We start from the raw sequence: 14902 nt of genomic DNA, 5'->3' as shown, positions 1-14902 counted from the left end.
TCTGTAAAACGTCATAATGAATTTCATTATGTGTTCACTCGTGAGACTTGATATTTTTTACGTCCGGAGACGTTGATATCAATCCTGCGAGTGCCCACACAGATTGTCTGATAAATTGTTAAAGAGCGGTGCAATCAGCGCCTTGGGCTGCTGTTGCGAGGTGGCGTATATTACGCTTTCCTCCTTCAGAGTCAAACACTTTTTTCAGCGTTTTTCTCCGGCGGGGTGAATCACTTCACTCCCTGCTGAGCCGTCTGCGTTGCCGCTTTGCCGTCTCAGTGGTGGCGCAGTATAGGGATTTCTGATGAGCTGACAAGCGTTAATTTTAAGTTTTTGCACGACCGCTCACTTTTCGGTCGATACGCTGAAATTAACAACGAATTCGCATCAAACAGGTAAAAAAACGGGCCCGAAGGCCCGTTTTCATCATTTCGAATTACTGATGCGCGACAATGATGTCGTCTTTAACATCCATTTCGATGGTTTTCCCCGGAACAAAAGCACCAGAAAGAATCTTCTGCGCCAGCGGGTTTTCAATTTGCTGCTGAATAGCGCGTTTCAATGGACGTGCACCGTATACCGGATCATATCCATTCTCACCCAACAGCTTCAGCGCTGCATCCGTGATATGCAATTGGTAGCCGCGTTCATCCAGACGGTTGTACAACCGCTGCAACTGAATCTGCGCGATTGAAGCAATGTGCTGTTCGCCAAGCGGATGGAACACCACAACCTCATCAATACGGTTAATGAACTCTGGGCGGAAATGCGAACCCACCACCGTCATCACCATATCTTTCATTTCCGGATAGTCCAACGCACCGAAGCGCTCCTGAATCAGATCCGATCCAAGGTTAGAGGTCATAATGACCACGGTATTACGGAAATCTACCGTACGCCCCTGACCATCGGTTAAACGCCCATCATCCAGTACCTGCAATAAGATGTTGAACACATCGGGATGAGCCTTCTCTACTTCATCCAGCAGAATCACTGAATAAGGACGACGACGTACTGCTTCTGTCAGATAACCGCCCTCTTCATAACCCACATAGCCCGGAGGTGCACCGACTAAACGCGATACCGAGTGTTTTTCCATAAACTCGGACATATCAATACGCACCATGGCATCGTCGCTGTCGAACAAGAAGTTAGCCAGCGCTTTACTCAGCTCGGTTTTACCGACACCGGTAGGTCCAAGGAACAGGAACGAGCCAATTGGACGATTAGGATCGGACAGACCCGCACGACTACGGCGAATCGCATTCGATACCGCATCAACCGCCTCGTTCTGGCCAATCACGCGCGCATGCAGGTCTTGTTCCATCCGCAGCAGTTTATCGCGTTCACCTTCCATCATTCGTGCCACTGGAATACCGGTCCAGCGTGCCAGCACATCGGCAATTTCCACATCTGTTACGCGGTTACGTAACAGCTTCATGGTTTTACCTTCGGACTGCGTCGCAATAGTGAGCTGCTTTTCCAGCTCCGGAATTTTACCGTATTGCAACTCAGACATTTGACCGAGGTCGCCAACGCGTCGCGCCTGTTCCATCGCCAGACGAGCTTGCTCCAGTTCCGCCTTAATATTTTGCGTACCAGTTAAAGAGGCTTTTTCCGCTTTCCACTCTTCTTCCAGCTCAGCATATTCACGCTCTTTCTGATCGAGTTCCGTTTCCAGCATCTCCAGACGTTTGATGCTGGCATCATCCGACTCTTTCTTCAGTGCCTGCTGTTCCAGCTTTAACTGGATAATGCGGCGTTCCAGACGATCCAGCGACTCCGGTTTCGAGTCCATCTGCAAACGAATGCTCGATGCCGCTTCATCGATCAAGTCAATGGCCTTATCTGGCAGCTGGCGATCGGAGATATAGCGATGCGACAGCGTTGCCGCAGCCACAATCGCTGGATCCGTAATTTGCACATGGTGGTGCAACTCATAGCGCTCTTTCAGGCCACGCAGAATAGCAATAGTGTCTTCCACACTCGGCTCAGCCACAAAGACTTTCTGGAAACGACGCTCCAGCGCCGCATCTTTTTCGATGAACTGGCGATACTCATTCAGCGTGGTAGCACCGACGCAGTGCAACTCACCGCGCGCTAATGCGGGTTTCAGCATGTTACCGGCATCCATGGCGCCATCGGCTTTACCCGCACCGACCATGGTATGCAGCTCGTCGATAAACAGAATGACGTTGCCTTCCTGTTTTGCCAGATCGCTCAGCACACCTTTCAGGCGTTCTTCGAATTCACCGCGATATTTAGCGCCCGCCACCAGCGAACCCATGTCCAGGGCCAACACGCGGCGGCCTTTCAGGCCTTCTGGCACTTCACCGTTGATAATGCGCTGCGCTAACCCTTCGGCAATCGCGGTTTTACCCACGCCGGGCTCCCCAATTAATACCGGGTTGTTTTTGGTACGGCGCTGCAACACCTGAATGGTGCGACGAATTTCTTCATCACGACCAATCACCGGGTCTAACTTGCCAAGTTCGGCACGCTCAGTCAGATCGATGGTGTATTTTTTTAAAGCCTGGCGCTGATCTTCAGCCCCTTGATCGTTCACGTTCTCTCCTCCCCGTAATTGCTCGATGGCCTTAGTGAGTTTTTCGGTGGTTGCACCAGCAGACTTCAATATGTCCGCCAGCGAACCACGAGAGTCGAGGGCCGCCAGAACAAATAATTCAGATGATATAAAGTTGTCACCGCGCTTTTGCGCGAGTTTGTCGCACAGGTTCAGTACCCGAATGAGATCGGCTGAAGGCTGTACGTCGCCATCGGTACCTTCCACCTGCGGCAGTCGGTTGATAGCTTGTTCGATGCTGGTACGCAGACCAGCCACATCGGCACCGGCTGCGCTAAGCAACGGACGCACCGATCCGCCTTCCTGATTGAGCAACGCGCTCATCAAGTGAAGGGGTTCAATGAATTGATTGTCATGTCCCAGGGCAAGGGACTGAGCATCGGCAAGGGCCAACTGGAATTTATTAGTAAGACGATCCAGACGCATGATTCCTCCAATACAGGTCAAAATGCTACTGGAGATTAAATGAGGTCATGCCTCAAATTTTTCAAGTTTAATGAGCTGTATTGCGAACAAAAAATACGCTACTGGATCGTCTTGCGGCGTAAGGTTATCTCAGCCAAATCAAAGTTGCCATACGCCCGGTGATTCCATCGCGTCGGTAGGAGAAAAAATCATCGGCGTCGGTGAAGGTGCAACGCTGTGAACCACTGATAGAATGCACCCCGGCGGCCTGAAGGCGCTGACGCGCTAACTGCCAGATATTTGCAAAATATTTGTCGCCTGCTGGAAGAAAAGCCGCATCGGCTTGTGCATCGTGCGCCATAAAGGCTTCACGCACCTCCGCACCGACTTCAAATGCCTCAGGGCCGATGGCGGGTCCAAGCCAGACGTGGATCTCACTGGCCGGAGATTGAAACTGCTGCAAAGTCTGTTCAAGCACGCCATTACATAGACCACGCCAGCCGGCGTGGGCAGCGGCCACTTCACTACCATCATAACTGCAGAACAACACCGGCAAGCAATCCGCGGTCATGACAGCGCAAACCACGTCGGTTTCGCGAGTGATGGCCGCATCGGCATTCGGTATCGCATCTTCTGCAGGTAAACGGACAACATCCTGTCCATGTACCTGATTCAGCCACTGCGGCACGGCGGGCAGCAACTTATCCCTCAAATACTGACGATTTTGCAAGACATGCGTTTCAGCATCGCCAACGTGTGCCCCAAGATTCAGCGAATCCCAGGGCGCAGTGCTAACACCGCCATGACGCAAGGTGGAACATGCCTGAACGCGCTGCGGTGCAGGCCAGTCAGGAATGATCCACTCACTCATAGCCAATCCATCTGATCGCGGAACTCATGGGTATCGGCTTTCAGCGCATCAATCAGATCGACCATGTCTTGCGGCAATGGCGCATGCCATTCCATCTCAATCCCGGTGATGGGATGGTAGAGACGCAGCATGGTGGCATGCAGAGCCTGACGATCAAAACCACGCAGCGCGGTGATGAACGCATCCGATGCACCTTTAGGCGGGCGCGGACGGCCACCGTACAGCGGATCACCTACCAGAGGATGATTGATATGCGCCATGTGCACACGAATCTGGTGAGTACGGCCGGTTTCCAGACGCAGTCGCAGACGCGTATGAGCACGGAAATGCTCCATGATGCGGTAATGCGTCGTAGCAGGTTTACCCATAGGGTGTACCGCCATATGCGTACGCTTGGTGGAGTGACGCGCCATCGGTTCGTTAACCGTGCCGCCCGCCGTCATGGTGCCGATCGCAACCGCTTCATATTCACGGGTGATTTCACGCAACTGCAGCGTTTCAACCAGATGCGTCTGAGCAGGGACAGTCTTCGCCACCACCATTAACCCGGTCGTGTCTTTATCGAGGCGATGGACGATTCCGGCACGCGGTACATCGGCAATCGGTGGATAATGATAAAGCAGCGCATTTAATACAGTGCCATCAGGATTACCGGCTCCGGGATGCACCACAAGGCCACGCGGCTTGTTGATCACCAGGATATCGTCATCTTCATAGACGATGTTCAGTGGAATGTTTTGCGCTTCCCAGCGCTGCGCTTCTTCGATTTCAGCATCGATAGACACCTGCTCACCGCCGAAAACTTTCTCTTTCGGTTTATCGATGATGGTGCCGTTGACGCTGACGCGACGCTCGAGAATCCATTCTTTTATGCGGGAACGTGAATAATCAGGGAACAATTCCGCCAAAGTCTGATCTAAGCGTTGTCCAAGCTGTGCTTCGGACACCGTTGCGGTGAGTTGAACTTGTTGTGCCATATACAGCTTCTTCGTTAACGTTGGGTTTTCACGGCGATGCCGTTTAATATAATGTGCTATCGTACCAGGTCATAACCGGGAGCTATACGGACAGCTTCCGCTACAACACTTTGAGGATAATCATTTCGTCATGACGCGTATGAAACATCTGGTGGCTGCTGCCACATTGAGCCTGAGCCTGGCTCTGGTGGGCTGTTCCGGCTCATCGGATCCCGTCCCGGACAGCCCGCCGTCTGAAATTTATGCTACAGCCCAGCAAAAGCTGCAGGACGGTAACTTTAAAGCGGCGATTAAGCAACTGGAAGCACTGGATAACCGCTATCCATTTGGCCCTTACTCGCAGCAAGTGCAGCTGGATTTGATCTACGCGTATTACAAAAATGCCGATCTGCCACTGGCGCAAGCCGCTATTGCACGCTTTATGCGTCTCAATCCAACCCATCCGAACATCGACTACGTCATTTATATGAAAGGTCTGACGGATATGGCGCTGGATGATTCTGCACTGCAGGGCTTCTTCGGTATCGATCGTTCTGATCGTGATCCGACGCACGCTCGTGATGCTTTCCGTGACTTCTCACAGCTGCTGCGCGGTTATCCAAACAGCCAATATGCTGATGATGCGCAGAAGCGTTTAGCCTACCTGAAAGAGCGTCTGGCGAAGTATGAACTCTCGGTGGCGCAATTCTATACCAAGCGTGGGGCCTATGTCGCCGTTGTTAACCGTGTTGAAGGGATGATGAAAGATTTCCCAGATACCGAAGCGACGCACAAAGCACTGCCGCTGATGGAAAATGCTTACCGCCAGCTGCAGTTAACCGCAGAAGCGGACAAGGTAGCGAAGATCATCGCGACAAATAATCAGTCCTGATTTTACTACCAATAAAAAAGCAGCCTTAATGGCTGCTTTTTTTGCCGAAAATTCAGCCAGATTGCTGATTATTCGCTGCGGTTAACTCATCAATCTTGCTCTTTTCATCCCTGCCCTTCAAGCATTTTCCTCGATTTTATGAGCCTTTCTCACAATTCATTGGCATTGACAAAAAGTGACATTTCAATGTGATCTAGATCACACTTTTTCCTGATTTACGCGGTATGCTGGTCCTACCCAGACGGAAATGACAGAGAGGTTTAACTATGATTCTGAACATTACCAGCAAACAAATGGAAATCACTGCGGCCATCCGCAACCATGTCGAAGACCGTCTCGCCAAGCTGGAAAAGTGGCAAACTCACCTGATAAATCCGCACATCGTGTTATCGAAAGAGCCGAAAGAATTCGTGGCTGATGCCACCATTAACACACCGAACGGCACGCTGGTCGCCAGCGCGAAACACGAAGATATGTACACGGCTATCAACGATCTGATTGCCAAGCTGGAGCGACAACTTAATAAGGCGCAGCACAAACCTGAAGCGCGCCGCGCAACCAGCAGTATGAAAGATTTCACTCCTGCGGGATAAACACCTTTTTCCAGTAACGCGCCTGCGGGCGCGTTTTTTATTGACAGCTTTAAATCACTGCGGTTACTCTCAATCCACTTTATCGCTGGATAACACACATGAAACATCTACCGTTCTTCTTCGCATTCTTTTTTACCTTCCCCTGATTGGGAGGCGATTCGTCATGTGAAAATGAATGCGAAGACGAACAACAAAGCCTCCCAAACGGGAGGCTTTTTTATTGGACATTTTACAGGTGAGCCCTATGAACCCCGAAAATCCGCTGCTGGCGTTACGCGATAAGATCAGCGCCGTTGATGAAAAGCTGTTAACGCTGCTATCTGAACGCCGATCGCTGGCGGTTGAAGTGGCGCAAGCAAAGCTCGCGACCCATCGCCCAATTCGCGATGTTGAGCGTGAACGCGCACTGCTGGAAAATCTGATCTCACTCGGTAAGAAGCATCAACTTGATGCACACTACATTACCCGCCTGTTCCAACTGGTGATTGAAGATTCAGTGTTGACTCAGCAAGCGCTGCTGCAGAAAAACTTAAACCATCCACACGCGCACGCGCCGCGCATCGCGTTTCTGGGTCCTAAGGGGTCTTACTCTCACCTCGCGGCACGTAAATACGCCACACGTCATTTTGATTCCATGGTTGAGATGGGCTGTCTGAAATTCCATGACATTATTCATCAGGTGGAGAGTGGCCAGGCGGATTACGCCGTGATGCCGATCGAGAACACCAGCTCCGGCTCAATTAACGACGTCTATGACCTGCTGCAGCAAACGACGCTCTCGATCGTCGGCGAGCTGACCATCCCTATTGAGCACTGTGTGTTGGTTAACGGCAATACCGACTTACAACAAATTGAGACGGTTTATAGCCATCCTCAGCCATTCCAGCAGTGCAGCCAGTTCATCAATCGGTTCCCGCAGTGGAAAATCGAATATACCGAGAGCACCGCTGCCGCAATGGAAAAGGTCGCGGCGATGAATTCACCAAAAGTGGCGGCATTAGGCAGCGAGGCAGGCGGAGAGTTGTATGGTCTGCAGGTGTTGGAACGGAATCTAGCCAACCAGCAACAGAACCACACGCGTTTCATTGTGCTGGCGCGTAAGCCGATTGAGGTTTCTGGCCAGGTGCCAGCCAAAACTACATTGATTATGGCTACTGGTCAGCAGGCCGGTGCGCTGGTTGAGGCTCTGCTGGTTCTGCGTAATCACAATCTGATTATGAGCAAACTGGAAAACCGCCCAATCAACGGTAATCCATGGGAAGAGATGTTTTACATCGACGTGCAGGGCAATCTGCAATCAGAGAACATGCAGTTGGCGTTGAAAGAGCTGCGAGATTTGACGCTTTCTCTGAAAGTGCTCGGCTGCTATCCGGGTGAAAATGTTGTTCCGGTTGAACCGCGACTGTAAGTAAAAAAGGCATCCTTGCGGATGCCTTCTCTTCTATTGCCGGCTGTCGTTCGCCGAACGCAACATGCTTCGGCTTTCCACCAGGAAGCGTTGAGCATAATCACCAAACCAATGCGCGACACCTTCAAAACTCTTGATGAATGCCTGTTTATCACCCTGCTCCAGCAATTTAATCGCATCACCAAAGCGCTGGTAATAACGCTTAATCAGCGCCAGATTGCTCTCCGAAGACATGATGATGTCGGCGTAAAGCTGCGGATCCTGAGCAAACAGTCGGCCAACCATCGCCAGTTCCAGACGATAAATCGGCGAGGACAGCGCCAGCAGCTGATCCAGATTGACGTTCTCTTCTGCCAAATGCAGACCATAAGCAAAGGTAGCAAAGTGCCGCAGCGCCTGAATAAATGCCATGTTTTGGTCATGCTCGACGGCACTGATGCGGTGCAAGCGCGCGCCCCAAACCTGAATCTGCTCCAGGAACCACTGGTAAGCTTCCGGCTGACGGCCATCACACCACACCACTACCTGCTTCGCCAGACTGCCGCTATCCGGGCCAAACATCGGATGCAAGCCCAGCACCGGGCCAGTATGCGCCGCCAGCATCGCCTGTAGTGGACGGTTCTTCACCGATGCTAAATCAACCAGGATACAATCTTCCGGCAGCGTTGGCAGTTCAGCGATGATCTGCTCCGTCAGATGAATAGGCACACTGATGATCACCATGCCCGCATCTTTGAGCAGTTCTTCAGAACGATCCCAATCGCCCTTATCCAGAATGCGTACCTGGTAACCTGACAGGTTGAGCATTTTTTCGAACAAACGACCCATTTGGCCACGCCCACCGACAATCACCACCGGACGCAGTGTTGGGCAGAGTGTTTTGAAGCCTTTGTCGTTTTCATGCGCATAAGACTCACGCATCAGACGACGTAAGACATCTTCAATCAGGTCCGGCGAAACGCCGAGCGCCTCGGCTTCCTGACGGCGTGAAGCCAACATGCTGGCTTCACGTTCTGGTACATAAATCGGCAAACCATAACGGCTTTTGACTTCACCTACTTCGGCTACCAGCTCAAGACGTTTAGCTAATAGCCCAAGCAGGGCTTTATCGACTTCATCAATTTGATCGCGTAGCGCGGTCAGTTCAGCCACCATGACTCTTTATTCCTCGTGTGACAGACGCGCCGACAGCACTCCCTGCAGATCCTGATGGATTTCACGCAGCAAGGTTTCCGTGGTTTCCCAGTCGATGCAGGCATCAGTGACGGAAACACCGTAATTCATTTCGCTACGTGGCTGTTCAGAAGACTGGTTGCCTTCATGAATATTGCTTTCAAGCATCAGGCCAATAATGGAACGGTTTCCATCTTTAATCTGCGCAATAGCCGATTCGGCTACGCCAGGCTGACGGCGATAGTCTTTATTAGAATTACCATGGCTGCAATCTATCATTAAGGCCGGACGCAGTCCCGCTTTGAGCATCTCTTTTTCACACTGCGCAACATCTTCAGGACCGTAGTTAGGTGCTTTACCACCACGCAGGATCACATGGCCATCCGGGTTGCCTTGAGTCTGTAACAAGCAAACCTGCCCCGCCTGATTGATGCCAACGAAACGGTGTGGCATCGCTGCGGCACGCATGGCGTTGATCGCGGTGCCCAGGCTGCCATCAGTGCCGTTCTTGAAGCCGACAGGCATTGATAAACCTGAAGCCATCTCGCGGTGCGTTTGTGACTCGGTAGTACGGGCACCGATTGCAGACCAGCTAAACAGATCGCCGAGATATTGCGGACTGTTAGGATCCAGCGCTTCCGTTGCCAGCGGCAGGCCCATTTCCACCAGGTTCACCAGCAGCTGACGCGCGATGTGCAGCCCGGCTTCCATATCAAATGAATTATTCATGTAAGGATCGTTGATAAGCCCCTTCCAGCCAACGGTGGTACGAGGTTTTTCAAAGTAAACGCGCATAACGATATACAGCTGATCCTTCAACTGTGCAGAGAGAGTTTGCAGCTGACGAGCATATTCCAGTGCGGCTTCGGTATCGTGAATTGAACAAGGACCACAGACCACCAGCAGGCGCGGATCGCGGCCAGCAATAATATCGGCAATGGTCTGGCGAGAAGCAGCAATCTGCGCTTCCTGCGCCGCAGTGAGCGGAAACTTAGCCTTCAGCTCTTGCGGAGTGATCAAAATTTGTTCGTCGGCGATATGCACATTGTTCAGCGCGTCTTTCTGCATGATGGCGATCCTTTTTAACTCGTATATGCGGTTTGGGATCCTCAGTGAGGATGGCGCTTACTTTACCACAGTCTGTAATAGACGCAATCCACATGTGTACACTTTTATTACCAACGTGATTGCTAGCACTAAGAGAATAAATTAAAACACAATAAAAACATCAACTTAACCAACTAAACATGAGAACCCAAAGCAATCTAAGTGTAAACATAAAATTACACCAATGAGTTTTAGCACCTGACCTCTCCCTGACAATGTCACTCAATTCAGGCTAGTAATGATATTTCAGGATCCCTCAGGCATCTTTTACAACACCGCGATTTTGAAAAGTATGAAATGACTTACCCCTACACCCCATTTGCTTCCAACTGAGCAGACAGAAACCTTGTATCGCGATGTTCCTTAGAAAACGCCCATAAAAAAAGGGGCTGGCCCTTAGGCCAACCCCTTGTTTGCTATTAACTTTGGGATGTTGCTTACGCGCCCAGACGCTCTTTGATACGAGCTGACTTACCGGTACGCTCACGCAGGTAGTACAGTTTGGCTTTACGCACAGCACCACGACGTTTGACAGAAATGCTGTCAATTACCGGAGAGTGAGTCTGGAAGACACGCTCAACGCCTTCGCCGTTTGAAATCTTACGAACAGTGAATGCAGAATGCAGACCGCGGTTACGAATAGCGATAACCACGCCCTCGAATGCCTGCAGACGCTTCTTAGAACCTTCAACGACCCATACTTTCACTTCCACGGAATCACCCGGACGGAATGAAGGTACGTCCTGCTTCATCTGCTCTTGTTCAAGTTGCTTGATAATGTTGCTCATAATTAAATCTCTATATCCTGGGTAAACTGATAGTCAGGGAAGATTACTCTTCCACCTGATGGTTTTGTTGCTGCTGATGTTCCCGTTGGAACTCATTTAGCAACCGTGCTTGCTCTTCAGTCAGAGCCAGGTTTTCCAGAAGTTCAGGTCTTCTTAGCCAGGTACGGCCCAGCGACTGTTTCAGGCGCCAGCGGCGAATATCGGCATGGTTGCCCGACAGTAATACTGGCGGAACTTCCATCCCTTCTAACACTTCAGGTCGGGTGTAGTGCGGGCAATCCAGCAACCCTTCAGAGAACGAATCCTCATCGGCTGACGCTTGCTTGCCCAATACGCCGGGAATAAACCGGGCGACTGAATCAATCAATGTCATTGCTGGTAGCTCACCACCACTGAGTACGTAATCACCGATTGACCATTCTTCATCAATCTCAGTGTGAATCACGCGCTCATCAATCCCTTCATAACGACCACAAACCAAAATCAACTTCTGGTTGGTCGCCAGTTCGCAAACGCCCTGTTGGTCCAGTTTGCGACCCTGAGGTGAAAGATAAATCACCTTGGCACCTTCTCCCGCCGCCGCTTTCGCTGCGTGGATTGCATCCCGTAAGGGTTGCACCATCATCAACATTCCCGGTCCGCCGCCGTAAGGACGTTCATCCACGGTACGGTGCCGGTCGTGAGCGAAGTCACGAGGACTCCAGCTTTGAATGTTGAGCAGGCCATTTTTTACTGCCCGGCCAGTTACCCCGTACTCGGTAATAGCGCGAAACATCTCTGGAAACAGGCTAATAACACCAATCCACATCGCGTTCGCCGTTACGTTACCGGATTGTCCGGAGATCAAAAACCAGGATCCCAATCTACTTCAATCGTGCCAGTAGAGAGATCGACTTTCTTGATAACCTGTTCATCAAGAAACGGGATTAACCGCTCTTGAGCACCGAATGCATCTTTCAGGTTTGCCTTAACGACGAGAACGTCGTTCGAACCGGTTTCCATCAAATCAATGACTTTGCCCATTTCGTAGCCGTCGAGGTTTACCACTTTGCAACCCATAAGGTCTTTCCAGTAGTAATTACCGTCATCCAGCGCTGGCAGCTGCGTGGAGTCAACCGTAATTTCGCAATTGGTTAACTGTGCCGCAGCGTCCCGATCGTCAATGCCTTTGACTTTGATGATCAGGTCCTGATTGTGGTGCTTCCAACCTTCCAGTTCGACCTGCTGCCATTTACCGGCGCGCTGGATGAACCAGGGTTGGTAGTCGAAGATGCTTTCAGCGTCTTCAGTGGAGGAAAACACTTTGAGCCAACCTCGAATGCCGTAAGCGGCCCCCATTTTGCCCAATACGATTGGGTTAACGAGAGGCGGTGCGGCAGGTTTAATGCTCATGCTAACCACCGTGACAGATTAAGCTGCTTTTTTTGCTTCTTTGATCAGCGCGTTAACGCGATCAGAAAGCGTTGCGCCCTGGCCAACCCAGTGCTCAATACGGTCCATATCCAGACGCAGACCTTCAGCCTGACCAGAAGCGATCGGGTTGAAGAAACCTACGCGCTCGATGAAACGACCATTACGCGCATTGCGGCTGTCAGTAACGACGACCTGATAGAACGGACGCTTTTTAGCGCCGTGACGTGCCAAACGAATTGTAACCATAACATCCTCATTAGTTAATAAAGCGCTCGGGCTCCATCGAGGGATGGAACCCGAGCGCAATATAAAAAGCCCGAAAATTTTACTCATTTTGGCGAAAAAAGCAACCTGAGCGTGTCAATTTTCTGGCTATATGCCAGTCGCCTTAGCGACCAGGGAATCCGGGCGGCATCATACCTTTCATGCCACGCATCATTTTGGCCATGCCACCCTTCTTCATTTTCTTCATCATGCGCTGCATGTCGTCGAACTGTTTCAATAAACGGTTAACGTCCTGCACTTGCATACCTGAACCGGTGGCAATACGGCGCTTGCGTGAGCCCTTGATGATTTCCGGTTTCTGACGCTCTTTGGTGGTCATCGAATTGATGATGGCCTCCATACGCACCAGCACTTTGTCATCCATCTGTGACTTCACGTTGTCTGGCAACTGGCCCATGCCCGGCAACTTGCCCATCAGGCTGGCCATACCGCCCATGTTGCGCATCTGCTTCAGTTGATCAAGGAAGTCGTTGAGATCAAAGCCATCACCGGTTTTGAGTTTCTTCGCCAGTTTCTCCGCCTGTTCGCGGTCAACTTTGCTCTCAATATCTTCGATCAGCGACAGTACGTCGCCCATGCCGAGAATGCGTGAGGCGATACGGTCTGGATAAAACGCTTCCAGTGCTTCCGTCTTCTCACCCATACCCATAAATTTAATCGGCTTGCCGGTAATGTGACGAATCGACAGTGCCGCACCACCGCGCGCATCACCATCCACTTTCGTCAGAATCACACCGGTCAGCGGCAGCGCTTCATTAAAGGCTTTTGCCGTGTTTGCCGCATCCTGACCGGTCATGGCATCGACGACAAACAGGGTTTCTACCGGATTGATCGCGGCGTGTACCTGTTTGATTTCGTCCATCATCGCTTCATCGACGTGCAAACGACCGGCGGTATCCACCAGCAGCACGTCATAGAATTGCAGCTTCGCTTCTTTCAGCGCGCTCTTAACGATGTCGACAGGCTTTTGGCTCAGATCGGAGGGACAGAAGTCCACGCCAACCTGCTGCGCCAGGGTTTCCAGCTGTTTGATCGCCGCCGGGCGATAAACGTCGGCAGAAACCACCAGCACTTTCTTCTTGTGCTTCTCACGCAGGAACTTACCCAGCTTCGCCACGCTCGTGGTTTTACCGGCACCTTGCAGACCCGCCATCAGCACCACAGCCGGTGGCTGGGCGTTGAGATTCAGCGCATTATTTTCTGCGCCCATTGCCGTAACCAACTCGTTACGAACAATTTTTATGAATTCCTGACCAGGCGTCAGGCTTTTGTTTACATCCTGACCCACTGCCGCTTCTTTTACGCGGTTGATGAAGTCGCGCACGACCGGCAGCGCAACGTCCGCTTCCAGTAATGCCATGCGTACTTCACGCAAGGTGTCTTTAATGTTGTCTTCGGTCAGCCTTCCGCGGCCGCTGATGTTGCGCAGGGATTGCGACAAACGATCGGTTAAATTATCAAACATGCTCTCTCACTTAAGACCGTAGCGAGGCCGCCTGGGCGGCACAATGCGGCGGATTATAGCACGAAGCCTCAGCGATCTCTGCAATTGACCGTCAGATCGTTTGGAGCCTGGTGCAGCTGGCGCTATACTGGTTTTTTCCTTATCTGACCGACACCTGAAAGGATCTATGTTCGTTTTCGCGATCTTGGCGCTTTTCGCCTACTCCCTCAGTCTTGCATTGATTATTCCTAGCCTGCTGAAACGCAACGGTGGCTGGCGTCGTTTTGCCGTGCTTTCAGCTTGCGTGGCACTGATTGCCCATGCAGTTGCACTGCAGCAACGCATTTTTGCCGTCGACAACGGACAAAATCTCAGTCTGCTGAATATTGGTTCGCTGGTGAGTTTATTGATCTGCGCGATCATGACTATTGTGGCTTCGCGTAATCGTGGGTGGTTACTGCTGCCGATTGTGTACGGCTTTGCTTTGATTAACCTCGCCTTCGCTACCTTTGTGCCGAATGCCTTTATTACCCATCTGGAAACCACGCCGGGCATGATGGTCCATATCGGCCTGTCACTGTTTGCCTATGCCACGCTGATTATCGCTGCACTTTATGCGCTGCAGCTGGCATGGATCGATTACCAGTTAAAAAACAAGAAACTGGCTTTCACCCAGGATATGCCGCCATTGCTCAGTATTGAGCGCAAGATGTTTCATATCACGCAGATTGGTGTGGTGCTGTTAACGCTGGTGCTGTGCACCGGGCTGTTCTTTATGCACAACCTGTTCAGCGCTGAGAACGTCGATAAAGCGGTGCTTTCCATCCTTGCCTGGTTTGTTTATATCGTTCTGCTCTGGGGACACTACCATGAAGGCTGGCGCGGCCGCCGTGTCGTCTGGTTTAACTGCGGCGGCGCACTGCTGCTAACCATGGCCTACTTCGGCAGTCGCGTTTTACAGCACCTGCTCACTTCTCACTAAA

Annotated in this window: 15 protein-coding genes and 1 other annotated feature; of the genes, 5 read left to right on the top strand and 10 right to left on the bottom strand. The window is 51.4% G+C overall.

Annotated features, from left to right (window positions below; all coding sequences use genetic code 11):
- Positions 1 to 436: 436 nt before the first annotated feature.
- From clpB to rluD, 3 genes are all read right to left on the bottom strand, one after another.
- Positions 437 to 3010, bottom strand: a complete 2574-nt coding sequence (gene clpB / locus LBW88_RS18125; protein ID WP_224933360.1) for an ATP-dependent chaperone ClpB — start codon at positions 3008 to 3010, stop codon at positions 437 to 439.
- Between the two features lie 124 nt (positions 3011 to 3134).
- Positions 3135 to 3860 (bottom strand): purine nucleoside phosphorylase YfiH, encoded by a 726-nt coding sequence (yfiH, locus tag LBW88_RS18120; protein WP_224933361.1) that lies wholly within the window; start codon positions 3858 to 3860, stop codon positions 3135 to 3137.
- Positions 3857 to 4837: a 23S rRNA pseudouridine(1911/1915/1917) synthase RluD gene (rluD, locus tag LBW88_RS18115; RefSeq protein WP_224933362.1), complete on the bottom strand. Its 981-nt coding sequence runs from the start codon at positions 4835 to 4837 to the stop codon at positions 3857 to 3859. Before rluD ends, yfiH begins: the two co-directional genes overlap by 4 nt.
- Positions 4838 to 4967: 130 nt before the next feature.
- Here rluD and bamD point away from each other — a divergent pair, with 130 nt between their 5' ends.
- The 4 genes from bamD (at position 4968) to pheA (ending at position 7709) form a co-directional block, all read left to right on the top strand.
- Positions 4968 to 5708: an outer membrane protein assembly factor BamD gene (gene bamD, locus LBW88_RS18110; protein WP_100703654.1), complete on the top strand. Its 741-nt coding sequence runs from the start codon at positions 4968 to 4970 to the stop codon at positions 5706 to 5708.
- 266 nt (positions 5709 to 5974) lie between these two features.
- Positions 5975 to 6301: a ribosome-associated translation inhibitor RaiA gene (gene raiA, locus LBW88_RS18105; protein ID WP_034822244.1), complete on the top strand. Its 327-nt coding sequence runs from the start codon at positions 5975 to 5977 to the stop codon at positions 6299 to 6301.
- Positions 6302 to 6398: 97 nt separating this feature from the next.
- Positions 6399 to 6523: a sequence feature (Phe leader region), on the top strand.
- Complete coding sequence (gene pheL, locus LBW88_RS18100) at positions 6400 to 6447, top strand: pheA operon leader peptide PheL (protein ID WP_100703679.1); 48 nt, start codon at positions 6400 to 6402, stop codon at positions 6445 to 6447. It overlaps the preceding feature by 48 nt.
- A 22-nt stretch (positions 6524 to 6545) precedes the next feature.
- Positions 6546 to 7709, top strand: a complete 1164-nt coding sequence (gene pheA / locus LBW88_RS18095; RefSeq protein WP_224933363.1) for a bifunctional chorismate mutase/prephenate dehydratase — start codon at positions 6546 to 6548, stop codon at positions 7707 to 7709.
- Positions 7710 to 7742: 33 nt separating this feature from the next.
- Here the strand turns inward: pheA and tyrA are convergent, their stop codons facing one another.
- From tyrA to ffh, 7 genes are all read right to left on the bottom strand, one after another.
- Complete coding sequence (gene tyrA, locus LBW88_RS18090; RefSeq protein ID WP_058962335.1) at positions 7743 to 8864, bottom strand: bifunctional chorismate mutase/prephenate dehydrogenase; 1122 nt, start codon at positions 8862 to 8864, stop codon at positions 7743 to 7745.
- Between the two features lie 6 nt (positions 8865 to 8870).
- Complete coding sequence (locus LBW88_RS18085; protein ID WP_224933364.1) at positions 8871 to 9950, bottom strand: 3-deoxy-7-phosphoheptulonate synthase; 1080 nt, start codon at positions 9948 to 9950, stop codon at positions 8871 to 8873.
- A 476-nt stretch (positions 9951 to 10426) separates the two neighbouring features.
- Complete coding sequence (gene rplS / locus LBW88_RS18080) at positions 10427 to 10777, bottom strand: 50S ribosomal protein L19 (protein ID WP_034822234.1); 351 nt, start codon at positions 10775 to 10777, stop codon at positions 10427 to 10429.
- Positions 10778 to 10820: 43 nt separating this feature from the next.
- Entirely contained in the window at positions 10821 to 11585 is a 765-nt protein-coding gene (trmD, locus tag LBW88_RS18075) for a tRNA (guanosine(37)-N1)-methyltransferase TrmD (protein ID WP_202404642.1), read from the bottom strand.
- 35 nt (positions 11586 to 11620) lie between these two features.
- Positions 11621 to 12169: a ribosome maturation factor RimM gene (gene rimM / locus LBW88_RS18070; RefSeq protein WP_224933365.1), complete on the bottom strand. Its 549-nt coding sequence runs from the start codon at positions 12167 to 12169 to the stop codon at positions 11621 to 11623.
- Between the two features lie 18 nt (positions 12170 to 12187).
- Complete coding sequence (gene rpsP, locus LBW88_RS18065; RefSeq protein WP_039330808.1) at positions 12188 to 12436, bottom strand: 30S ribosomal protein S16; 249 nt, start codon at positions 12434 to 12436, stop codon at positions 12188 to 12190.
- A gap of 142 nt (positions 12437 to 12578) precedes the next feature.
- Positions 12579 to 13940, bottom strand: coding sequence for a signal recognition particle protein (gene ffh / locus LBW88_RS18060; RefSeq protein WP_224933366.1), 1362 nt, complete (start codon positions 13938 to 13940; stop codon positions 12579 to 12581).
- A gap of 166 nt (positions 13941 to 14106) precedes the next feature.
- Between ffh and LBW88_RS18055 the strand changes: the two genes are divergently transcribed.
- Complete coding sequence (locus LBW88_RS18055) at positions 14107 to 14901, top strand: inner membrane protein YpjD (RefSeq protein WP_224933367.1); 795 nt, start codon at positions 14107 to 14109, stop codon at positions 14899 to 14901.
- The last annotated feature ends 1 nt before the right edge of the window (position 14902 follow it).

This window comes from Pantoea sp. alder81 (assembly GCF_020179835.1).
In the GTDB taxonomy this organism is placed as follows: domain Bacteria; phylum Pseudomonadota; class Gammaproteobacteria; order Enterobacterales; family Enterobacteriaceae; genus Pantoea.
Note: the sequence above shows the minus strand (reverse complement) of the source record. Positions and strands in the feature narration are given on the sequence as shown.

Excerpts from the sequence above, each read along its gene's own strand:
- clpB (WP_224933360.1), bottom strand. The coding sequence starts at position 3,010 with ATGCGTCTGGATCGTCTTACTAATAAATTCCAGTTGGCCCTTGCCGAT.
- yfiH (WP_224933361.1), bottom strand. The coding sequence starts at position 3,860 with ATGAGTGAGTGGATCATTCCTGACTGGCCTGCACCGCAGCGCGTTCAG.
- rluD (WP_224933362.1), bottom strand. The coding sequence starts at position 4,837 with ATGGCACAACAAGTTCAACTCACCGCAACGGTGTCCGAAGCACAGCTT.
- bamD (WP_100703654.1), top strand. The coding sequence starts at position 4,968 with ATGACGCGTATGAAACATCTGGTGGCTGCTGCCACATTGAGCCTGAGC.
- raiA (WP_034822244.1), top strand. The coding sequence starts at position 5,975 with ATGATTCTGAACATTACCAGCAAACAAATGGAAATCACTGCGGCCATC.
- pheA (WP_224933363.1), top strand. The coding sequence starts at position 6,546 with ATGAACCCCGAAAATCCGCTGCTGGCGTTACGCGATAAGATCAGCGCC.
- tyrA (WP_058962335.1), bottom strand. The coding sequence starts at position 8,864 with ATGGTGGCTGAACTGACCGCGCTACGCGATCAAATTGATGAAGTCGAT.
- LBW88_RS18085 (WP_224933364.1), bottom strand. The coding sequence starts at position 9,950 with ATGCAGAAAGACGCGCTGAACAATGTGCATATCGCCGACGAACAAATT.
- rplS (WP_034822234.1), bottom strand. The coding sequence starts at position 10,777 with ATGAGCAACATTATCAAGCAACTTGAACAAGAGCAGATGAAGCAGGAC.
- trmD (WP_202404642.1), bottom strand. The coding sequence starts at position 11,585 with ATGTGGATTGGTGTTATTAGCCTGTTTCCAGAGATGTTTCGCGCTATT.
- rimM (WP_224933365.1), bottom strand. The coding sequence starts at position 12,169 with ATGAGCATTAAACCTGCCGCACCGCCTCTCGTTAACCCAATCGTATTG.
- rpsP (WP_039330808.1), bottom strand. The coding sequence starts at position 12,436 with ATGGTTACAATTCGTTTGGCACGTCACGGCGCTAAAAAGCGTCCGTTC.
- ffh (WP_224933366.1), bottom strand. The coding sequence starts at position 13,940 with ATGTTTGATAATTTAACCGATCGTTTGTCGCAATCCCTGCGCAACATC.
- LBW88_RS18055 (WP_224933367.1), top strand. The coding sequence starts at position 14,107 with ATGTTCGTTTTCGCGATCTTGGCGCTTTTCGCCTACTCCCTCAGTCTT.